The sequence below is a fragment of the Streptomyces sp. NPDC058663 genome, from assembly GCF_042716745.1.
Lineage (GTDB): Bacteria > Actinomycetota > Actinomycetes > Streptomycetales > Streptomycetaceae > Streptomyces.
Genome location: NZ_JBHXRV010000016.1, coordinates 1 through 20,639 on the forward strand (window position 1 = coordinate 1; position 20,639 = coordinate 20,639).

At 71.9% G+C, this 20,639-nt stretch carries 22 protein-coding genes and 1 tRNA gene; 10 read left to right on the forward strand and 13 right to left on the reverse strand.

The window, feature by feature from the left end:
• The first annotated feature begins 225 nt into the window (after positions 1-225).
• Positions 226-1,065: a Scr1 family TA system antitoxin-like transcriptional regulator gene (locus ACFWVV_RS14045; RefSeq protein ID WP_384358487.1), complete on the forward strand. Its 840-nt coding sequence runs from the start codon at positions 226-228 to the stop codon at positions 1,063-1,065.
• The gene (locus tag ACFWVV_RS14050; protein ID WP_384358489.1) at positions 1,037-1,237 is read left to right on the forward strand and encodes a DUF397 domain-containing protein; all 201 of its coding nucleotides are present in this window, start codon (positions 1,037-1,039) and stop codon (positions 1,235-1,237) included. The genes ACFWVV_RS14045 and ACFWVV_RS14050 overlap by 29 nt, the downstream gene beginning before the upstream one ends.
• Positions 1,238-1,306: 69 nt before the next feature.
• On the opposite strand, the gene ACFWVV_RS14055 is transcribed toward ACFWVV_RS14050, so the two are convergent.
• Positions 1,307-1,507 (reverse strand): hypothetical protein, encoded by a 201-nt coding sequence (locus ACFWVV_RS14055; protein ID WP_384358491.1) that lies wholly within the window; start codon positions 1,505-1,507, stop codon positions 1,307-1,309.
• 81 nt (positions 1,508-1,588) lie between these two features.
• Here ACFWVV_RS14055 and ACFWVV_RS14060 point away from each other — a divergent pair, with 81 nt between their 5' ends.
• Complete coding sequence (locus tag ACFWVV_RS14060; RefSeq protein WP_384358493.1) at positions 1,589-2,557, forward strand: helix-turn-helix domain-containing protein; 969 nt, start codon at positions 1,589-1,591, stop codon at positions 2,555-2,557.
• Between the two features lie 48 nt (positions 2,558-2,605).
• Here the strand turns inward: ACFWVV_RS14060 and def are convergent, their stop codons facing one another.
• The 8 genes from def to ACFWVV_RS14100 all read right to left on the reverse strand — a co-directional run bounded on the left by def (position 2,606) and on the right by ACFWVV_RS14100 (position 10,311).
• Positions 2,606-3,241 carry a peptide deformylase gene (def, locus tag ACFWVV_RS14065; RefSeq protein WP_384358495.1) on the reverse strand — a complete coding sequence of 212 codons (636 nt, stop codon included), beginning with the start codon at positions 3,239-3,241 and terminating at the stop codon, positions 2,606-2,608.
• 82 nt (positions 3,242-3,323) lie between these two features.
• Positions 3,324-4,307, reverse strand: coding sequence for a tetratricopeptide repeat protein (locus tag ACFWVV_RS14070; RefSeq protein WP_384358497.1), 984 nt, complete (start codon positions 4,305-4,307; stop codon positions 3,324-3,326).
• Positions 4,308-4,414: 107 nt separating this feature from the next.
• The gene (locus ACFWVV_RS14075) at positions 4,415-5,776 is read right to left on the reverse strand and encodes an HD-GYP domain-containing protein (protein WP_384358499.1); all 1,362 of its coding nucleotides are present in this window, start codon (positions 5,774-5,776) and stop codon (positions 4,415-4,417) included.
• Between the two features lie 6 nt (positions 5,777-5,782).
• The gene (locus ACFWVV_RS14080; protein WP_384358501.1) at positions 5,783-7,171 is read right to left on the reverse strand and encodes an HD-GYP domain-containing protein; all 1,389 of its coding nucleotides are present in this window, start codon (positions 7,169-7,171) and stop codon (positions 5,783-5,785) included.
• 270 nt (positions 7,172-7,441) lie between these two features.
• Entirely contained in the window at positions 7,442-7,792 is a 351-nt protein-coding gene (gene rsrA / locus ACFWVV_RS14085; protein ID WP_384358502.1) for a mycothiol system anti-sigma-R factor, read from the reverse strand.
• Positions 7,789-8,457, reverse strand: coding sequence for a sigma-70 family RNA polymerase sigma factor (locus ACFWVV_RS14090; protein ID WP_384358528.1), 669 nt, complete (start codon positions 8,455-8,457; stop codon positions 7,789-7,791). Before ACFWVV_RS14090 ends, rsrA begins: the two co-directional genes overlap by 4 nt.
• A gap of 250 nt (positions 8,458-8,707) precedes the next feature.
• Complete coding sequence (locus ACFWVV_RS14095; RefSeq protein ID WP_384358504.1) at positions 8,708-9,349, reverse strand: alpha/beta family hydrolase; 642 nt, start codon at positions 9,347-9,349, stop codon at positions 8,708-8,710.
• A 140-nt stretch (positions 9,350-9,489) separates the two neighbouring features.
• Positions 9,490-10,311, reverse strand: a complete 822-nt coding sequence (locus ACFWVV_RS14100; protein WP_384358506.1) for an SOS response-associated peptidase — start codon at positions 10,309-10,311, stop codon at positions 9,490-9,492.
• A gap of 49 nt (positions 10,312-10,360) precedes the next feature.
• Here ACFWVV_RS14100 and ACFWVV_RS14105 point away from each other — a divergent pair, with 49 nt between their 5' ends.
• From ACFWVV_RS14105 to ACFWVV_RS14120, 4 genes are all read left to right on the forward strand, one after another.
• A complete protein-coding gene (locus tag ACFWVV_RS14105; protein WP_384358508.1) occupies positions 10,361-11,113 on the forward strand; it encodes a M50 family metallopeptidase in 753 nt (250 codons plus the stop codon).
• 118 nt (positions 11,114-11,231) lie between these two features.
• Positions 11,232-12,551, forward strand: coding sequence for a 3-phosphoshikimate 1-carboxyvinyltransferase (aroA, locus tag ACFWVV_RS14110; RefSeq protein ID WP_384358510.1), 1,320 nt, complete (start codon positions 11,232-11,234; stop codon positions 12,549-12,551).
• 16 nt (positions 12,552-12,567) lie between these two features.
• Positions 12,568-13,584, forward strand: a complete 1,017-nt coding sequence (gene rsgA / locus ACFWVV_RS14115; protein ID WP_384358512.1) for a ribosome small subunit-dependent GTPase A — start codon at positions 12,568-12,570, stop codon at positions 13,582-13,584.
• Between the two features lie 97 nt (positions 13,585-13,681).
• A complete protein-coding gene (locus ACFWVV_RS14120; RefSeq protein WP_384358514.1) occupies positions 13,682-14,005 on the forward strand; it encodes a DMT family transporter in 324 nt (107 codons plus the stop codon).
• Positions 14,006-14,143: 138 nt separating this feature from the next.
• On the opposite strand, the gene ACFWVV_RS14125 is transcribed toward ACFWVV_RS14120, so the two are convergent.
• Entirely contained in the window at positions 14,144-14,752 is a 609-nt protein-coding gene (locus ACFWVV_RS14125; RefSeq protein WP_384358516.1) for a TetR/AcrR family transcriptional regulator, read from the reverse strand.
• A 139-nt stretch (positions 14,753-14,891) separates the two neighbouring features.
• Between ACFWVV_RS14125 and hisN the strand changes: the two genes are divergently transcribed.
• Positions 14,892-15,692 (forward strand): histidinol-phosphatase, encoded by an 801-nt coding sequence (hisN, locus tag ACFWVV_RS14130; protein WP_384358518.1) that lies wholly within the window; start codon positions 14,892-14,894, stop codon positions 15,690-15,692.
• A gap of 160 nt (positions 15,693-15,852) precedes the next feature.
• Positions 15,853-16,257 carry a cyclic nucleotide-binding/CBS domain-containing protein gene (locus ACFWVV_RS14135; RefSeq protein ID WP_384358520.1) on the forward strand — a complete coding sequence of 135 codons (405 nt, stop codon included), beginning with the start codon at positions 15,853-15,855 and terminating at the stop codon, positions 16,255-16,257.
• A gap of 81 nt (positions 16,258-16,338) precedes the next feature.
• Here the strand turns inward: ACFWVV_RS14135 and ACFWVV_RS14140 are convergent, their stop codons facing one another.
• A complete protein-coding gene (locus ACFWVV_RS14140) occupies positions 16,339-17,796 on the reverse strand; it encodes a catalase (protein ID WP_384358522.1) in 1,458 nt (485 codons plus the stop codon).
• Positions 17,797-17,958: 162 nt separating this feature from the next.
• Here ACFWVV_RS14140 and ACFWVV_RS14145 point away from each other — a divergent pair, with 162 nt between their 5' ends.
• Complete coding sequence (locus ACFWVV_RS14145) at positions 17,959-18,369, forward strand: Fur family transcriptional regulator (protein WP_384358524.1); 411 nt, start codon at positions 17,959-17,961, stop codon at positions 18,367-18,369.
• 164 nt (positions 18,370-18,533) lie between these two features.
• On the opposite strand, the gene ACFWVV_RS14150 is transcribed toward ACFWVV_RS14145, so the two are convergent.
• Together ACFWVV_RS14150 and ACFWVV_RS14155 are read right to left on the reverse strand one after the other, a co-directional pair.
• Positions 18,534-18,607: transfer RNA gene (locus tag ACFWVV_RS14150), tRNA-Met, on the reverse strand.
• 109 nt (positions 18,608-18,716) lie between these two features.
• Positions 18,717-20,603, reverse strand: coding sequence for a tetratricopeptide repeat protein (locus tag ACFWVV_RS14155; protein WP_384358526.1), 1,887 nt, complete (start codon positions 20,601-20,603; stop codon positions 18,717-18,719).
• Positions 20,604-20,639: the final 36 nt, after the last annotated feature.

Here is a 20,639-nt window from a genome sequence, read left to right on the forward strand (position 1 = left end):
CCACCCCAGGCCCTACATCTGGACCAAGACCGCGGACGAGATCCTCGAACGCCTCGCCTCATATCTGAACAGAATTCCTGACTCAGAAGACTAGGCCGTACGCACACCTGAGGGCCCCTTCACCGGATGGGGTGGAATGCCGCCATTCCACCCACGGAGAGGGGGCCCTTCGCCGTACCTTGACGCTCACCCGGCTGGACTCGTACGGGAGTTGAGGTGCACGCGATGCCCGGACCGCAGGCCCACAGGAACAGCACCCCCTACGGCGACGAACTGAAGGCCCGCCGCGAGCAGGCGGGGCTGACCCAGGCGGAGCTTGCCGCGCTGGCCTTCATGACCCACACCCACATCGCGCACATCGAGGCGGGGCGGCGCATCCCGTCACTGAGCGACGCGCGTCGGCTGGACGACGCACTGCGAACGGGAGGGGTGTTCGTACGCTTCCTGCCGGATGCGAAACGGCGGAAGGTGGCCAAGCACTTCGAGGCGGCCTGGCACATGGAGTCCCAGGCCAGCATGATCAGGGAGTTCGGCCTCACGCTGATACCGGGACTGTTGCAGACCGAGGCGTACATGCGGGCGGTGTTCCGCGCCTACTTTCCCGTCAAGAGCAAGGAGAAGCTCGAAGAGGCGGTCACCGCGCGACTGGAGCGGGCCCACATCCTCGAAGACCCTTTGACGCCTCATATGACCGTGCTTCTGGACGAGGCCGCGCTACGGCGTCCACAGGGCGGACCTGGCGTCATGGGCGCGCAGTTGCGGCATGTCGCCGACTTGGGGGACCGGTGCCGAGTCCGTGTGCACGTCATCCCGTTCGACGTGGGTTGCCATGCACTGGTCGAGAGCAATCTCACGCTCATGTGGTTCGAGGACATGCCGCCCACCGCATACGTCGACGGGCTGCACACAGGAAACCTCATCGACGAGGAAGCGGTGGTACTCCACTGCCAGACCTCCTACGATCTGGCTCTAGGCGACGCTCTGTCGCACGAGAAGTCCCTGGAGATGATCAGGGAGATCGCAGAGGGATATGAGCATGAGCACCGAAGCACCGGCATGGCGTAAGTCCAGCTACAGCGGCGGCAGCGAGGGCAACTGCCTCGAATTTGCGCCCAATCTCCCCGGCATCGTCCCCGTCCGCGACGCCAAGACCCCCACCGGCCCCGTCCTCGCCTTCAGCAATGCGGCCTGGAATGCCTTCCTGGCGCTCCCCAAGGGCGAGGCCACGACTGCCTGAAGCCCTCGGCACACCTCGCGCGAGAGGGGGCCCGCTCGACGTAACCGAGCGGGCCCCTTCCCGTACGCCTCACGCCTCAAGGCGGTACGCACTCTGCGACGTGACGCTCTCGCCCGTCGGCTGATCTCCCAGCGGCACCCGCTCCGCGTCGCGCAGCTGGCGGTCGATGCGCAGGTCCTTGGCGTGGCCGATCAGTGACGGGAGGGCGAGGAGGAGGAAGACGAAGGCGACGGTGAGCAGGTTCAGGAAGGTGCTGGTGTCTGTGTTCATGCCTCTACTCTCGTCCGCCGGAAGCACATTGATGAGTGGCAGGACTGTCATCGGGCATCGAATTACTGCCACACTGGTGGCATGCTGAACAACGTGGCCGTCGCGCTCGTCGACGGCGTCAATCCCTTCGAACTCGGCGTGCTGTGCGAGGTCTTCGGCATCGACCGCAGCGACCAGGGCCTGCCCGTCTACGACTTCGCGGTCTGCGCCGTCGAGCAGCGCGAACTGGCTTCCCGCTCCGGGTCGTTCACCATCAACGTCCCGTACGGGCTGGACCGGCTGGAGGAGGCGGACCTGATCTGCATCCCGGCCGACCAGCACTGCGAGGCGCGCAGCTATCCGGAACCGCTGCTGGAGGCCCTGCGCCGGGGCGTCGAGCGGGGTGCCCGCGTGCTGAGCGTCTGCTCGGGGGCGTTCGTGCTGGGTGCGGCGGGGCTGCTGGACGGGCGGCGGTGCACCACCCACTGGCGGCACGTGGACGAGCTGGCCCGGCGCTTCCCGCTGGCGAAGCTGGAGCCCGACGTGCTGTACGTCGACGAGGGCAGCGTGATCACCTCGGCCGGCACCGCCGCCGGCATCGACGCCTGCCTGCACCTGGTGCGCCAGGAGAACGGTCCGGAGGTCGCGAACACCATCGCGCGGCGCATGGTGGTGCCGCCGCACCGGGACGGCGGCCAGGCCCAGTACATCGAGCGCCCGCTGACGCACGCGCGCTGCGACACGGTCGGCGAGGTACTGGCCTGGATGGAGCGCAACCTCGAACTGGAGCTGACCGTCGACCAGTTGGCCGCCCGCGCCCATATGTCGCCGCGTACCTTCGCCCGCCGCTTCCAGCAGGAGACCGGCACCACCCCGTACCGCTGGCTGCTGCGTCAACGGGTGCTGCTGGCGCAGCAGATGCTGGAGGCGACGGACGAGACGATCGACGCGGTCGCGGACCGGTCGGGCTTCGGTACGGCGGCGGGGCTGCGCCACCACTTCCTGCGGACGCTGGGCACCACCCCGCACGCGTACCGCCGGACCTTCAGGGGGCCGGCGCGGGCGGCATGAGCACCGCCAAGCCGGCGCGGGCGGCGTGACTCCCGTACACGACTACGGCTACTGGTCGTTGGGGACCGTCTCGTAGCGCGCCGTGCCCTCTTCCATCTGCTTGAGGGCGGCCTTGCGCTCCCGCTTGCTGAGCCGGTCGATGTAGAGGCGGCCGTAGAGGTGGTCCGTCTCGTGCTGGAGGCAGCGGGCGAAGTAGCCGGTGCCCTGGACGGCGATCGGGTTGCCCTCGGCGTCCTGGCCGCGGACGACCGCGTAGTCGGGGCGGGCCAGCTCGGCGTAGGCGGTGGGGACGGAGAGGCAGCCCTCGTTGGAGTCGTCGAGCACGCGGCGCTCCGCGGGCAGCTCGTCGAGGACCGGGTTGACCACGACGCCGGTGTGGCGGACACCGTCGTCGTCGGGGCAGTCGTACACGAAGACCTTGAGGTCGACGCCGATCTGGTTGGCGGCCAGACCCACGCCCTCGGCGGCCTTCTGGCTGGCGAACATGTCGTCGATCAGCGCGGCCAGCTTGTCGTCGAACTCGGTGACGTCCTTGCACTCGCGGTGCAGCACCGGGTTGCCGACGACCGTGATCGGGCGGGCGGTGCCGCGCTCGCGGTAGGCCAGCTCACGGGCCTCGCAGTCCTCCGTGTCCACGACGAACTCGTTCCCGACCTGCTCGTCGACCTGCTGCTGCTGCGACATGTCCGCCGTACGCCTTCCTCAAAAACCGATTCGCCGCACCGGAATCGGTGCCCGTACAGCCTACGGGCACCGGCGCGGCCGCTCAGCAGACCTCTTCGAGATCCCGCCATTCCCGGCTGTCGGGGCTGTCCGCGACCCATCCGTCGAGCAGGCCCCGCACCAGTCCGGGGGGTGCGGCCAGGCCGCATTCCCGCTCGGGGACCCAGAGGTCGCCGTTGGTCCGGTGGCCCAGCGGTCCCGGGTGTCCCGGTTCGCTGTGGTCGTGCGGGTCCAGGTGCTGCTCACCGTCGCCCTCGTCGGAGGGCATCCGCGACTCGGAGCAGGTCCGGCACAGCAGCCGTACCGACGAGGACCAGTCCTCGGCGGCGAATCCGGCGTCGGCCGCCAGCCGCTCCAGGGCGTCCCGGTCGGCCTCGGTGGCTGCCTCAAGGAGGACCACCCAGGTCGGCACCGGGGAGGGCGCCCAGAGCTCGATCTCGTCGAAGACGGGGAAGGAGGGCCCTGCCGCCGTCACCCGCTCCCCGTGCGGTACGCCGTCGTGCAGGACGACCTCGCCCCAGCGCCGCCCGGAGGACGGCAGCGGGATCGACAGCACCTCGATGCGCGCGGGGTCCAGCCTGCGGCCCCACACCACCTCCGCCTCTCCCTCCGGGGACAGGCGCACCGCGGCGCTGCCCAGTTCCATGCCGACCGGTTCGCCGCTCTCGGTGGGGGCGCCGGGCACCTTGAGCCCGTACGCCTGCCAGGCCCGGCGCGCGAGCGGCCAGTCCTGGAGCGCGGTGGCGGCGATGCCGACGTTCCACCAGTCGGGGGCGCCCGCCTCGCGGTCGAGCAGTGCGACGGCCCGCAGTCCCGCGGCCCGCGCCTGGTCCCAGTCGTGCCGGAACTTGTGCAGCAGCGCCAGATTGAACCAGGACTCCGAGAGCCATGGCTCGAGATCCGCCGCGCGCGTCAGCAGCGCTCCCGCGTCCTCGTACCGACCGTCGCCGATCAGCGTGAACGCGCGGTCGGTGGCCTGCCGCCACGAGGCGGAGGGCCGATGCCGTACCTTCCCGAAGATCCTCACGATTCCCGCCTGCCGGTTGGCTCACTTCCCCTGCCCTGCCACGGGCTGTGCCGTGGCTGCCAGGGGCTCTCTTCGCATCCAACCATGCCCGGCTGGAGGCCCGCTCATTACCCACTGGTTACCCAGGTGGGGACGGGGCGACTCCGCGTGCGGGACCCCTCCCGCCTGAGGACTCGGGCCAGGGATTCCACGACCTCGCTCTGGAAGTCGTACCCCGTGCCCGAGCGCAGCCTTTCGAGCGCGCTCAGGGGGCCGCCCAGCCCTCCCCCGCATTCCCCGGACAGGTCGACGTACGCGTTGACGGTGCGGACAATGCGCGCGGTGAGGGGTTGCTCACGGTACGGGTCGGCCTGCCGCTCCACCACGTCGGCGACCGCCGCGGGCGCCCCGGTCTGCCGGACGACGGCCCCGCCGAGCAGGGCGATGCGCCGCTGTTCCTCGGCGGGGAGGGAGGCGGTGGCGCCGCCGGGGACGGGGTCGACGAGCGAGAGCTGTCCGATGTCGTGCATCAGTGCGGCGTATTCCAGGAGCATCAACTCCTTGCCGGAGAGCCCCAGTTCGCGGCCCACGGCCTCGGCGAGCTCGGCCACCTGGCGGGCGTGCCCCGGGCGGGTGCAGCCGGCCACCTCGGTGGCTCGGGCGAGTGAGGCGATGGTCTGCCGGTAGGTGTCGCGCACCTCCGCGTACCGGCGGAACGACAGCTGGGTGAGCAGCAGCGGCACGCTGAACACCGCCAGTGCCCACAGCCCCACCACGGCGACGGCCAGTGCCATCACCACCGAGCTGGCACACACCGCCGAGCCGATCCCGCGCAGCGCCCGCAGCTCGTCGCGGAGCAGCGGACCGTAGGGGTGCCCGGTCCTTGCCCGGGTGACGGCTGCTCCGAGTACGGCGTCGCAGAGTCCGGCGAGCCCCAGGAGCACCACCAGGAGCAGGGCGAATCCGGTTCCCTGCCCGATGTGCTCCTCCACCGCTCCGGAGTTGTAGAGGGGCTGGAAGCACACGGCCGCGAACGCGACGGTGAGCAGCCGGCACGCCGTCCGGTCCGCGGTGGGCCCCCACGCCGGGGGTCCCGCGGTTCTGCCGGGCCGCCGTGCCGGGGATCCGGCGGTTCTGCCGGGCCGCTGTGCCGCGGGTCCCGCGGGTCTGCCGGGCCGCCGTGCCGGGGGTCCTGGCCGGCTCAGCCTGCGCGGTACGGCTCCGGCGGCGAGCGCCAGTGCGGTCACGGCCACCACCTGGAGGACGCCGTGGCTGCTGGGTTCCCCGGCGCAGTGGCCCAGGAGCGCGTAGGCGAGCGCGCCCGCGGTGCCCAGCGGTGCGGCCTCGCCGCCGCGATGGGCCGCCTCGCCGAGCCAGATCAGCGCCCCGAAGGCCAACGCGATCCCCGGCTGGGCAGGCCCTTCCCAGGCCGTGGCCGCCACGGAGACCAGGGCCAGCAGCACGGCCACCGTCCGCACGAGAAACACCACGTCGCTTCAGCCCTTCCTGCGTGGGGGCTCGGCCTCTTGGAGGGGCGGGCGGTCGGCGGGCGGGGCGGGGGCGGAGCGCGGTGCGGGCGGCACGTTTCCCCTGGGCGGCGCGGGTGGGCCGTGCTCGTCGGCCGTCACCGCCGGGTGCCACCCCTCCCGCCGCAGTGCCGCCACCAGCGCCGCCACCATCCGGGGGTCGAACTGCGTCCCAGCGCACCGCTCCAGTTCCGTCACGGCCGCCGCGACCGGCCTGGCCCGCCGGTAGGAGCGGGTGGACGTCATCGCGTCGAAGGCGTCCGCGACGGCCACCACCCGGGCGAACTCCGGAATCCGGTCCCCGGCGAGACCGTACGGATAGCCGCTGCCGTCCATGCGTTCGTGGTGGTGCAGGATCGCCGCCCTGGCCTCCCCGAGGAAGCCGATGCCCCGCACCATTTCGTGCCCGTACTCGGGATGGAGTTCGATGACCCGGCGCTCCTCGGGCGTCAGCGGGCCGTCCTTCCTGAGCAGCCGGGTCGGCACCCCCAGCTTGCCGACGTCGTGCAGGATCCCGGCGAACCTGAGCACTTCCCTGCGCTGCTCGTCCATGCCCAGCTCGGCGGCCATCATGGCGGAGGCCCGCCCGACCCTTTCGCTGTGGCCGCGGGTGTAGCGGTCCTTGAGGTCGACGGCCTGGACCAGGGCGCGGATGGTGGTCTGGTGGGCGTCGTGCTCCCGCTGGTACTGGGCGAAGGCCCAGCAGGAGAGGTACATCGGCAGGAGTACGAAGAGGGCGGCCGGGGGTCCGTACGGGCTGTGCCACAGGACGGCCATCATCAGTCCGGCGAGCCCGTGCACGCCGTGCGGGGCCAGCGAGCGGACGAACAGGCCGCGCCAGGCCGTCCGTACCGGCATCCGTTCGGCGGCCACCAGGATGCCGCCGTCGAGCAGCGTCAGTACGGCGCAGAACCCCGCCACGGCGGCTCCCGCGGGCAGCAGCGCATCCGGGAACCCGGGCACGCCGCCGCCCTCCCCCGGCCCGCCCAGCACCCCCCACAGCCACGCCCCGGCCCACACCGCGAGGGCGAGCTCCGCGGCCCGCCACACCCGCCGCGCCCCGGCCGGTTTCCGCGTCACCCGCCCGAGCAGCGCCCCCGGTACGGCGACCAGCGCGGCGGCCGACGGCGGCAGCAGGAACACGGCGGCGAGCGGTACGGGGAAGAAGGACCCCGACCCGGCGGGCACCGTGATCCGCAGCAGCCGGCAGCGGGGCAGCAGCTCGCACGCGGCGTACAGGGCGGCCAGCAGGGCGACCGCGTCCCAGGGGGTGTGGCCGAGGCCGACCGCGATGGCGAGGCCTGCGACGAGTACGGCACACAGGACAAAGGCCCGTGCTCCCGCCGGTAAGGCTCGCACCTGATCCCCCGCAACCGCTCGGTCCGCTCCGCTGCGGCTCTGCCGCGAAATCGTGCGCCACGCTAGCGAGGTCCGGGCGCCGGAACGGGCGAAGGCCGCTGGTTCCCCCCATCGAGTGACGACGGAGGGGGAACCAACGGCCTTGGTACTGCTGCGAGCTGGTGCTCGCCTGCTTCTTCGCCGGCTTCTGCTGCTTCGCCTGCTTCCGCTGCTGCTTCGCTTGCTTCCGCTGCTGCTTCGCCTGCTTCTGCTGTTCTTCGCCTGCTGGTGCTACTTCTTCGCCTGCTCGTTCGCCGCGACCGGGGCAGCCTCGGCGGGCGGTGCGAGAAGGTCGGGCGCGGTCACGTCCTGCTCGGGCACGGCCTGCCCGGCCCTGATCAGGTCGATCCGCCCCATCACCTTGGACCGCAGGTCGACCGGTACGTCGTCGGAGCCGCAGCACCGCTTGACGAGCTTCTTCACGGCCTGCTCCAGGCCGTACTTCTCCAGGCACGGGGAGCACTCCTCGAAGTGCTCCTCGAACTTGGTGCACTCGCCGTCCGGCATCTCTTTGTCGAGGAACTCGTAGAGATGGTCGAGCACCTCAGAGCAGTCCGTCTCGTGCGGATCTCCGCAGCTCATGAGCCCGAGCCTTTCGCGTCGTTCGACTCCCCGGACGCTGCTCCGGCACCGGCCGGCACCAGACCGCGCTCGCGGGCGTAGTCCTCCAGCATGCCGCGCAGCTGGCGGCGTCCCCGGTGCAGCCGGGACATGACCGTCCCGATCGGTGTCCCCATGATGTCCGCGATTTCCTTGTAGGCAAACCCCTCGACATCCGCGAGGTACACGGCGATCCGGAATTCCTCCGGGATGGCCTGCAGCGCGGACTTCACGTCCGAGTCGGGCAGGTGGTCGAGCGCCTGCGACTCGGCGGAGCGCAGACCGGTCGACATGTGCGACTCGGCGCGCGCCAGCTGCCAGTCCTCGATCTCCTCGGAAGCGCTGCGCAGCGGCTCGCGCTGCTTCTTCCGGTAGGAGTTGATGAACGTGTTGGTGAGAATCCGGTAGAGCCAGGCCTTGAGATTGGTCCCCTCGCGGAACTGGTGGAAGGACCCGTACGCCTTCGCGTACGTCTCCTGCACCAGGTCTTCCGCGTCCGCCGGGTTGCGCGTCATGCGCAGCGCGGCGGAGTACATCTGGTCGAGGAAGCCCAGCGCGTCCCGCTCGAAGCGCGCGTTGCGCTCGGCGGTGGTCTCCTCCGCGTGGCCGGCTTCGGTCCCTGCGTCGGTCCCAGTGACCGGACCCACCTCCTTCAGCGCCGTGGCGAGTCCGAATGCGGACCCGCTCGACTCGGAGGATAGACGACCACCCTGCTTCCCCGCTGCCTGAGCGGGTACGGTCTTCGCCGCGGAAAGCACCGTCCACTCCAGGTCAGAGGCTTGCGGGCGGCGCGGGCAGATGGTGGAACCCATGCGGCGAACTCCCTCTCATTTCTACGTCGGACGCAGGCGACAACAGCGGACCGCGCGTCGGCATTCCCGGCCCTCCGCCATGCGCTCAGCGCCCCTTGTGGCTCCCGAGCCACTCGCGCACTCGGGTGGTAATCACCCGGAGGGCTTCGTCCTGGCTGCTCTCCGCCCGTTTGGGCACCGCGAACCCGTGGTCGCCGTAGGGCACTTCCGTCAGCGCGAAGTCCGCGTCGGCCGGGAACTCGGCGGGCCGGCCGAAGGGGTCGTTGCCGCCCTGGACGACGAGGGTGGGCACGCCCGCCCCGGTGAGTTCGTCGACGCGGGACTTCTCGGGCTTGCCCGGAGGGTGCAGCGGGAAGCTCAGGGCGAGTACGCCGGTGGCGCCGAGTTCCCTCGCGGTCCGGCAGGCGACCCTGGCTCCGGCGCTGCGGCCCCCGGCGAAGACCGGCAGGCCGGGTTTCGCCAGGGCGGGCCACACCGCCCGCCATCCGGCGTCGAGCGTCTTCGGTGCGGGTGCCAACTTCTTCCCGGCCACCCGCCAGGGCTGTTCCACCAGCGCCACGCTCACCCCGTCCCCGGGCAGCGCCGCGGCCAGCGCCTGGAGGTCGCGGGCCTCGACCCCGCCCCCGGCCCCGTGCCCGAGCGCGAGCACGGCCCACGCCCGCTCCGCCGGGTACCAATGCACCCGGGCCTCCCCGGCCCCGGTCTCCACACTCTCCACTCGGCTCATGCGCCCATCCTGCGGTGCGCGTCCGCACGGACGGGCGGCGGCCCGCCGGGGAACCCTCCGGCAGCCCGCCGGGAACCCTCCGGCGGGCCGGCCGGGGTCCCGGCGTGCGGGCGGGGCAGCGCCGTGGCCGCGCCCCGTCCTCAGAACAGCGTGCCGACCTCCGGTCCCGCCAACTCCCCCACCAGCTCGGGCCCGTTGTTGCGGACGTTGCTGACCGCCGTCCCCACCGGGTAGGCCCGTACCAGGCCCGGTGCGGGCGGCACCAGCAGTTCGCGTGCCTCCTGTGGGTCGGTGAGCGCGGGGTCCAGCCAGGCCGCCCACTTGTCCGGGGTCAGGACGAGTGGCATCCGGGGGTGGATCTCCGCCAGGGACGCGGGCCCGCCCTCGCCCGCGGGGCCGCCCGCCAGCGGTGTCGTCTCCGCCTCGGTGGTGATGACCGAGCACGTCACCCACCAGGCAAGTTCGTGCTCGTCCGGCAGGGTGGCGTCCCGCCAGAACTCGTAGATCCCGGCCATGGCCATCACCTCGCCGCCCGCGGGGGTCACGAAGTACGGCTGCTTGCGGGCACGCTTCTTCTTGCCCTCCTCCTCCAGGTCCCGCTCCGCGGCCCCGGTCACCCACTCGTAATAGCCGTCGGCGGGCAGGATGCAGCGCCGCGCGGCGAACGCCCGCCGGAAGGACGGCTTCTCGTGCACCGTCTCCGCCCTGGCATTGATCATCCGCGCCGCCCCGTCGGGTGACTTGGCCCACGACGGCACCAGCCCCCACCGCAGGCTCCGCAGCTGCCGAACCGGACGGGGATCCGCTGCGTCCTTCACAGGACGTTCCAGAATCACCGGCACGGACTTCGTCGGCGCCACGTTCCAGTCCGGCACGAAGCTCTCGGCCGGATCCCACTTCTGCACCTCGAAGAGCCCGGCGAGGTCTTCCGCCCCCCGGCTCGTCGCAAACCGTCCACACATACTTGTCACACTGCCACGCCCGTACCGCGTTCAAGGAGCCGCCCGAAAAATGGACACCCTCAATACCGGCGCCTCCCACGGCTTCCTCCTCGCCGCGTCCGACCTCGGCTCCCTGTGGGACCGGCTGACCGGCACCCAGCCCGACCCGCAGACCTGGCTGCTGTACGCGACGGCCGCGCTGGCACTGCTGGCCGTGGTGCCGCACCCGTTGTGGCGGCTGTCCCGCAACGCGATCACCATTGCCCACGAGGGCGGCCACGGGCTGATAGCCCTGCTCACCGGCCGCACCCTCACCGGCATCAGGCTGCACTCGGACACCAGTGGTCTCACGGTCAGCCGGGGCAAGCCGACCGGCATCGGCATGATCCTGACCGCGGCCGCGGGGTACACGGCGCCGCCACTGCTCGGGCTCGGCGGCGCGTGGCTGCTGGCCGCGGACCACATCACGCTGTTCCTGTGGCTGGCGACGGCGCTGCTCCTGGTGATGCTGGTGATGATCCGCAACGCGTACGGCGTGCTGACCGTGGTCCTCACGGGTGCCGCATTCCTCCTGGTGTCCTGGTTGACAGGACCCGAGGTGCAGGCCGGTTTCGCGTACACGGCCGTGTGGTTCCTGCTGCTCGGCGGGGTACGGCCGGCCTTCGAGCTCCAGTCCAAGCGGCGGCACGGCGGTGCGCCCGACTCCGACGCGGACCAGCTGGCCCGGCTCACCCATGTACCGCCGCTGATGTGGCTGCTGATGTTCCACGTCGTCTCGGTGTGCGCGCTGCTCGGCGGGGGCCGCTGGCTGCTCGGTCTGTGAGCGGGGGCCCGGAGGTCTCGCAGTGGGAGGCCGCCAGAGGGAGGTCTCGCCGTGGGAAGCCGCCAGGGGGTGGTCTCGCAGTGGGGAGGCGCCAAGGGGAGCCACTAAAGTGAAGGCCATGACCGAAAGCGCCGTGCACCCCGCCCTCTGGCCCGCCCCCTACGCGACCGGGGCCGTCGACGCGACGGTCACCGTGCCCGGCTCCAAGTCGGTCACCAACCGGGCACTGGTCCTGGCCTCGCTCGCCGCCGAGCCGGGCTGGCTGCGCCGCCCGCTGCGTTCGCGCGACACCCTGCTGATGGTCCAGGCGCTGCGCGCGATGGGCGTCGGCATCGAGGAGGGGGTGGGCCCCGACGGTTCCGGCGAGGCCTGGCGCGTCCTTCCCCGCGGCCTGCGCGGCCCGGCCACCGTCGACGTCGGCAACGCGGGTACGGTCATGCGCTTCCTGCCGCCGGTGGCCGCCCTCGCGGACGGCCCCATCCGCTTCGACGGCGACCCGCGGTCCTACGAGCGCCCGCTGGGCGCGGTCATCACGGCGCTGCGCACCCTCGGCGCCCGTATCGACGACAACAGCCGGGGCGCGCTGCCCCTCACCGTCTTCGGCAGCGGTGCCCTGGACGGCGGCCGGGTCGAGATCGACGCGTCCTCGTCCTCGCAGTTCGTGAGCGCGCTGCTGCTGTCCGCACCCCGCTTCAACCAGGGTGTGGAAGTACGTCACACCGGCCCCACGCTGCCCTCCATGCCGCACATCCGGATGACCGTCGACATGCTGCGCGCGATCGGCGCCCAGGTCGACACCCCCGAGTCCGGCGGCGAGGCGAACGTATGGCGGGTCACCCCCGGCGCCCTGCTCGGCCGCGACCTGACCGTCGAGCCCGACCTGTCCAACGCGCAGCCGTTCCTCGCCGCCGCCCTGATCACGGGCGGCCGGGTGACGGTCCCCGACTGGCCGGAGTACACCACCCAGCCGGGTGACGCGCTGCGGGAGATCTTCACCGCGATGGGCGGCTCCTGCGAACTGACCGAGCGCGGGCTGACCTTCACCGGTACGGGCACCGTCCACGGCATCGACTGGGACCTGAGCGAGGTCGGCGAGCTGACCCCGGGCATCGCCGCCGTGGCCGCCCTGGCCGACTCCCCGTCCACCCTGCGCGGGGTCGCCCACCTCCGCCTGCACGAGACGGACCGGCTCGCCGCGCTCACCAAGGAGATCAACGAGCTCGGCGGCGACGTCACCGAGACCGCCGACGGCCTGCACATCCGGCCGCGCACGCTGCACGGCGGCACCTTCCACACCTACGACGACCACCGCATGGCCACCGCGGGGTCGATCATCGGTCTGGCGGTGAAGGACGTGCGCATCGAGAACGTGGGGACGACCGCCAAGACGCTGCCCGACTTCCCCGTCATGTGGTCCGACATGCTCGCGGGCAACTGACGGCCGGGCGAGGACCATGCGCCGCTACGGCAAGAACCCCGACGAGGACGACATCCGCGTCCGCCCCAACCGCAAGGGCAACCGCCCCCGCACCCACATCAGGCCCAAGCACGAGGACGCCCAGGAGGGCATGGTCCTCACCGTGGACCGGGGCCGGCTGACCTGCCTCGTCGAGGGCCGGCACGTGATGGCGATGAAGGCCCGCGAACTGGGCCGCAAGGCCGCGGTGGTCGGCGACCGGGTGATGATCGTCGGCGATCTCTCGGGCACCAAGGACACGCTGGCCCGCATCGTGCGCATCGAACCGCGCGCCTCCGTCCTGCGCCGCACCGCCGACGACGACGATCCCTTCGAGCGGGTCGTCGTCGCCAACGCCGACCAGCTCGCCATCGTCACCGCGCTGGCCGACCCGGAGCCCCGCCCCCGGATGATCGACCGCTGTCTGGTGGCGGCGTACGACGGCGGTCTGACCCCGCTCCTGGTCCTCACCAAGTCCGACCTGGCGTCCGCCGACGCACTGCTGGAGATGTACGTGCCGCTGGGCGTGCCGTACGTCGTCACCAGTCGCGAGGAGCTGGAGAACGGGGCGGCGAGCGACGTCGTCCGCGACCATCTGGACGGCAAGATCACGGCCTTCGTCGGGCACTCCGGTGTCGGCAAGACCACGCTGGTCAACACTCTGGTGCCCAAGGACAAGCGGCGCACGACGGGTCATGTCAACGCGGTCACCGGGCGCGGCAGGCACACCACCACCTCCGCGCTCGCGCTCCCCCTGGCGGGCGACGCCGGCTGGGTGATCGACACCCCGGGCGTCCGGTCCTTCGGCCTGCACCACGTCGACCCCTCGCGCGTCATCAACGCCTTCTCCGACCTGATGCCGGGGACGGAGCAGTGCCCGCGCGGGTGCACGCACGACGAGACCGAGAAGGAGTGCGCCCTCGACAAGTGGGTGGCGGACGGACACGCGGACCCGGCCCGGCTGGTATCGCTGCGGCGGCTGCTGGCCACCCGGGAAAGGCGCGAGGGGGACTGAACCGAACGCGTTTGCTCCGGCGTCCCTCTGGTAAAGGCATACTCACACCGAGCGACACGAAGCAGCCACCGACGCGGGCTGACACGGGAGGCACTCAATGGCGTGGCTGCTAGTGGTGGTGGCGGGAATCCTGGAGACCGGCTTCGCCGTCTGTCTCAAGCTCTCGCACGGCTTCACCAGACTCTGGCCGACGATCGCCTTCGGGGCCTTCGCCCTGGGCAGCTTCGGCCTGCTGACGCTGTCCCTGAAGAAGCTGGACGTGGGCCCGGCGTACGCGGTGTGGACGGGCATCGGTGCGGCGGGTACGGCGATCTACGGGATGATCTTCCTGGACGACGTGGTCTCGACGCTGAAGCTGGTCTCGATCTCCCTGGTGATCATCGGCGTCATCGGCCTCCAGCTCTCGGGCTCCTCGCACTAGGGCCCGCTCGCGCGTCGCATTGGAACCCGCCCGCGCGTCGCACTACGGCCCGTCCGCGCGTCGCATTGGGGCCCGCCCGCGCGGTGCCCGGCGCCGGTGGCCGCGGCCGAGCACGCCCGCCTCACCGGTCGCGGCCGGTCACGCCCCCTCAGTGCCGCCCGCGCCGAGGCCCCCACCCCACTTCCCCAGCACTCCCCGCAGGAACTCCCCCACGTCGCCGCCCTGCCCCGGGCCCACCACCCACGACACCGCCACCCGCACCACCATTTCGACGGGCCACTGCCCCTGGACGCCCGCCGCCACCCGCTCCCGTACCTCCGCCACCACGTCCGCGGCTCCCGGTACGCCCCGGTCGGCGCGCCGCTGGGCGGCTCCCGCGCCCGGTGCCGAAGCCGCCCGCGCCGCCCGCCCCGAGGGCAGCCGCTCCGGCCAGCACCCGGTCAGCAGCGCCCGCACCAGTGGATCGGCCCGCGCCGCCCGTACCATCCACTCGGCGACCCCCACCAGCCGGTCGGTGTCCGTCCCCGCGCGCTCCCCTAGCACCCGGTCGACGCCCGCGAAGAAGCCGTCCGCCTCCCGGCGCACCAGCGCCCGCGCGAGCCCCTCCTTGCTGCCGAACTCGTTGTAGAGGGTCTGCCGGGACACTCCGGCCGTGGCGGCCACGTCGACCATCCGCACCGCGGACCACGCCCGCAGCGCGAGCGACGCGGCGGCGGCGTCGAGCAGGGCTTCCCGGGCAGTGGGCACGGCGTCACCTCCCGCCTGCCAGCGTTGACGGCCCCCCACGCACTGTCAAGGGTGTCGGCACCGGCCCCCGCACACCCCCGCGGCCCTCGCCCCACTCCCGTATGGCCGCCGTCCGGGCGCGCTCGATACTGTGGCGTCCATGCCCGACTATCACGATGACCTGCGCCTCGCCCACGTACTCGCCGACGGCGCCGACGCCCAGACCATGGACCGGTTCAAGGCCCTGGACCTCAAGGTCGAGACGAAGCCGGACATGACCCCGGTGACCGAGGCCGACAAGGCGGCCGAGGAGCTGATCCGCGGCCAGCTGCACCGCGCCAGGCCGCGCGACGCGATCCTCGGCGAGGAGTACGGCCTCCAGGGCACGGGCCCGCGCCGCTGGGTGATCGACCCGATCGACGGTACGAAGAACTACGTGCGCGGCGTCCCTGTCTGGGCCACGCTGATCTCCCTCATGGAGGCGGGCGAGGGCGGCTACCGCCCGGTCGTCGGCGTGGTCTCGGCCCCGGCGCTGGGCCGCCGCTGGTGGGCGGCGAAGGGCGCGGGCGCGTACACCGGCCGCAGCCTGACCTCCGCCACCCGCATCCAGGTCTCCAAGGTCCCGCGCATCTCCGACTCCTCCTTCGCGTACTCCTCGCTCACCGGCTGGGAGGCGCAGGGCAGGCTGGAGGGTCTGCTGGACCTGAGCCGGGCCTGCTGGCGGACGCGTGGCTACGGCGACTTCTGGCCGTACATGATGGTCGCGGAGGGCTCCGTGGACATCTGCGCCGAACCCGAGCTGTCCCTCTGGGACATGGCGGCGAACGCGATCATCGTCGAGGAGGCCGGCGGCAGTTTCACCAGCCTGGACGGTGTTCCCGGGGTCGAGGGCGGCAACGCCGCGGCCTCCAACGGTCTGCTCCACGACGAGCTGCTCGGCTACCTCAACCAGCGCTCCTGAGTGCCCTGAGGGGCGTGTGACGAGATTTTGCACGCCCCTCAACTTGCCTCTACCGCCCTCTTGTTGACCCCTTACGGGCCTGCGACTCTAAAAGCTCCCTCACTTGTGAACTTGTGAATCCGTTCCCATGCGGATCGCACCCAGGAGGTGGCTGAACTCCATGCTCGTACGCGACGCCATGAGCACGATGGTCCTCACGATCGGCCCCGCCCACACCCTCCGCCAGGCCGCCCGGCTGATGTCCGTCCGTCATGTCGGGGCGGCCATCGTCCTCGACGCCGACACCAGCGGACTCGGCATCCTCACCGAGCGCGACCTGCTCGTCTCGATAGGCGCCGGGCAGGACCCGGACCTGGAGACCGCAGGCGCCCACACCACCACCGACGTCGTCTTCGCCTCCCCCGCCTGGACCCTGGAGGACGCCGCCGAGGCCATGGCGCACGGCGGCTTCCGCCATCTGATCGTGCTCGACGAACAGGGCGAGGCGGTCGGCGTCGTCTCCGTCCGCGACATCATCCGCTGCTGGGCCCCCAGCCGCCGCCAGCCGGCGTCCCTCGCGGGCTGACCGGCCCGCACCACGCAAGAGGCCGGCGTGCCGGGCCCCGAGGGGTCCGGCACACCGGCCTCACTTCACCGCGCCCGCGCCCTACTTGGCGCGCAACTCCTGGACCGCGGTTTCGAGACGCTTGCCGAAGTCGCCGTCCGCCTGACGGAAGTTGTTGACCGCGCGCTCGGCGATGTCGTCGCGCGACACCTTCGAGATGAACCCGGCGAGGTTCTCGATCAGGCGACCCTTCTCGTCCTCCGACATCATCCGGTAGAGGTTGCCGGCCTGCACGAAGTCGTTGTCCTCGGCATGGAGCGGAGCCTCGTGGTTGCCCGTCGCACCGTCCACCGGGACCGGCTGCCACAGCGGCCTGTCCGTCTGGACCGGGCCGCCGAAGCTGTTCGGCTCGTAGTTCTTGGTGCCGTTGTGGCGGCCGTCGTACAGGTAGCCGTCACGGGAGTTGGTGCGCGCCTCGGTGGCGTGCGGGCGGTTCACCGGCAGGTGGTCGGCGTTGATGCCGACGCGGTAGCGGTGGGCGTCGCCGTACGCGAAGAGACGGCCCTGGAGCATCTTGTCCGGGGAGGGGCCGATGCCCGGCACGAAGTGCGCGGGGCTGAAGATCGACTGCTCGACCTCGGCGAAGATGTTCTGCGGGTTGCGGTTGAGCTCCAGCTTGCCGATCTCGATCGGCGGGTAGTCCGCGTGCGGCCACACCTTGGTGAGGTCGAACGGGTTGAAGCGGTACGTCGCCGCCTCCGCCGCCGGCATGATCTGCACCTGCACCGTCCAGGACGGGAAGTCACCGCGCTCGATGGCCTCGCGCAGGTCGCGCTGGTGGCTGTCCGGGTCCATGCCGGAGAGCTGGTTGGCGTCCTCGGTGGTGAGGTTCTTGATGCCCTGGTCGGTCTTGAAGTGGTACTTGACCCAGAAGACCTCGCCGGCCTCGTTGTTCCACTGGTAGGTGTGCGAGCCGTAGCCGTTCATGTGGCGCAGCGTGGCCGGGATGCCGCGGTCACCGAAGAGCCAGGTCACCTGGTGGGTGGACTCCGGGCTCAGGCCCCAGAAGTCCCATACGTTGTCGGCCTCCTGGGAGCCCGTGTACGGGTCGCGCTTCTGCGTGTGGATGAAGTCCGGGAACTTGATGGCGTCCTTGATGAAGAAGACGGGGGTGTTGTTCCCGACCAGGTCGTAGTTCCCCTCCTCCGTGTAGAACTTCAGCGCGAAGCCGCGCGGGTCACGAACGGCGTCGGCGGAGCCCAGGTTGCCCGCGACGGTCGAGAAACGCAGGAAGGTCTCGGTCTGCTTGCCGACCTCGGAGAGGAACTTGGCGCGCGTCCACTGCGAGACGTCGCGGGTGAGCGTGAAGGTGCCGTACGCACCGGCGCCGCGGGCGTGCACCACGCGCTCCGGAATGCGCTCGCGGTTGAAGTGCGCGAGCTTCTCCAGGAGGGCCTGGTCCTGAACGAGAACCGGCCCGCCGATGCCCGCCGTCTCGCTGTTCTGGTTGTCGGCGACCGGTGCGCCGGCCTCGGTGGTGAGCGGTCCCTGCGACGTCACGTGCGCCTCCTGCGTGGTTCCTGCTGCGTCATCGCCTGACGCGTGTCCTGTCCCTTGGCTTGTCGCCGTAACCGATCCTACAATGGACATTGTCTAAGTCAAGCGAGCATCCAAATTCACACCCGTTCGGGATCACGGTCCCCCACTGTTAGGCTGGTCGGCATGAGTGACCTGTTGGAACGACTGCGCGGACGAGGCTGGCGCATGACCGCGCAGCGTCGGGTCGTGGCCGAGGTCCTCGACGGGGACCACATCCACCTGACCGCCGACGAGGTGCACGCGCGCGCCGTCGCGAAGCTGCCCGAGATCTCCCGGGCGACGGTCTACAACACGCTGGGCGAGATGGTCTCCCTGGGCGAGGTCATCGAGGTCTCCACGGACCGCCGCGCCAAGCGGTACGACCCGAACGCCCACCGCCCCCACCAGCACCTGGTCTGCGCCCGCTGCGGCGCGATCCGCGACGTGCACCCGGCCGGCAACCCGCTGAGCGACCTGCCGGACACGGAGCGCTTCGGGTTCACGATCTCCGACGTCGAGGTCACCTACCGGGGAATCTGCCCCAACTGCGCCTAGCACCACCGGGCCGGGCGGTCATGCCGCCCGGCCCGGTGGCCGTTCTGCGGGTACGCGGAAACCCGCTCGCCGTCCTGCTGTGCGCGGAAACCGCTTGCCGTCCTGCGGGTATGCAAAAAGACCTGAGGCCCGGATCTCTTTCGAGATCCGGGCCTCAGGTTCAGTAGCGGGGACAGGATTTGAACCTGCGACCTCTGGGTTATGAGCCCAGCGAGCTACCGAGCTGCTCCACCCCGCGTCGGTAGACACAACCCTACGCGCCACCCCCCGACCAGCGCAAATCGCTTTCCCGGGGGCCCGCAGGAGGCCCCACAGGGAAGCTCGCGCGGACCGAGCCCGGTCACTGCCTAGGCCGTCAGCTCCTGGTGCAGCGCGTCCCGCAGCCTCGCGGCCCTTTCCGCGACCTCGGCGGGACCCAGTTCCACGGCCCGCACACACCACCGCTCGCCCTCGCCGAGCTCCCCCCGCCGGGCCGCCAGCAGCGCGAGGCGCAGCGCGGCACGTCCGTGGCCCGCGTGCGCCGCCCGGGTCCACCACAGCTGGGCCTCGGACTCGCGCCCCTCCCTGGCGAGCAGCAGCCCCAGGTTGAAGGCTCCGCCGAGGCTGCCCGCCTCGGCCGCCTCCCGGTACCAGCGCGCGGCGCCCGCCATGTCGCCCCGCCCGGCCGCGAGCATTCCGACCCGGACCTGCGCCCTGCGGTGCCCCTGCTCGGCGGCCCTCTCGTACCACTCCTCGCACTCGGACTTCTCGTCGACCGGCTCCCCGAGGACGGGCGGCCCCGGCGCCGGCTCGCGGGAGTCGAGCAGCATGCCGAGCCGGAAGGCGCCCTCGGCGCTGCCCCCGCCGGCGGCCCGCCGCAGATGCGCCTCGGCATCCTGCTCGTCGCCCTCGCGGAGCAGGGCGATGCCGACCTGGAGGGCCGCTTCGGTGTGCCCGGCTGCGGCGGCCCGCTCGTACCACTCCAGGGCGCCCCGCTCGTCGCCGCGTCCCGCGTACAGGATCCCGAGGTTGAAGGCGGCGTCCACGCTGCCCGCCTCGGCGGCCTTGGAGAACCACGGTTCGGCGCCGGACGCGTCGCCGCCCTGGAGCAGCAGGATGGCCAGCGCGTTGGCGGCCTCCCGGTGCCCTGCGTAGGCGGCCCGCCGGTACCACTGCTCGGCCTGGGGGTTGCGGCCCTGGGCGGCGCAGAGCAGCCCGAGGTTGTAGGCGCCGTTGATGTCGCCGGCGTCCAGGGCGGCCCGGTACCAGCGCTCCGCGGTCTGCTGCTCACCACGGGCGGCGTGCTGGGCTCCCAGGGCGTTGGCGGCGTTGCCGTCGCCCTCCTGGGCGGCGCGCAGCCACCACACGGCGGCGCTCTCCTCGTCTCCCGCGTCGCGCAGCAGGAAGCCGAGCGCGCAGGCCGCGCGCGGCTCGCCGTCCTTGGCGGAGGTCAGGTACCAGCGCCCGGCCTCCTTGAGCTCGCCGCGGGCCTCCAGGATGACGCCCAGGTGCAGGGCGGCCCGGCGGTGGCCGCGGGCTGCGGCCTGCCGGTACCACTGCTCGGCCTCCAGCGCGGGCGGCTTCTCGCCGGTGGTGACGGAGTCGGGGCGCAGCATGCGCGGGTCGGTGTCCCAGGTGATGCCGCGCCGGCTGGCCACGTCGGCCGCGGGCCCGCCGCCGGTGGGGGTGCCGGCCCTGCGGTCCAGGAGGCGGGCGAGGCGGTACGCGGCTTCGCGGTGGCCCTGCTCGGCGGCGGCGCGCAGCCAGCGCTCGGCGCCGACGTCCCCGCGGTGTTCCAGGAGGTCGGCGAGTGCGTACGCGCCGAGCGCGTGCCCGTGCTCGGCGGACTGGCGCAGCCAGTACTCGGCGGCGGGTTCGTCGCCGCGCTCGCGGTAGTGGCGGCCCAGGGCGTGGGCGGCCGCGGCCGAGCCCGCGACGGCGGCGACGCGCCACCATCCGGCGGCCTCTTCCGCGTACCCGCGCTGGTGCAGCAGGACTCCGAGGTTGTTGGCGGCCGCCCGGTCGCCCTCGGCGGTGGCGGCGCGGAGGTGGGGCTCGGCGCCGTCGAGGTCGCCGCGGCGGAGCAGCAAGGAGCCGAGGACGCTCATGGACTCGGCGTCGCCCGCGGCGGCGGCGTGCCGGTGGCGTGCCTCGTCCTCCGCCGTGGCGGTGTCGGTGCCGTCGTCGGCCCGCCTCAGCTCTGCTCTGCCTGTCTCAACCTGCCCTGTCTCCAACAGAGTTGCCCTGTCCCCCATAGTTTTCATCGTCGCACCACCCGCAACCCCGGTACA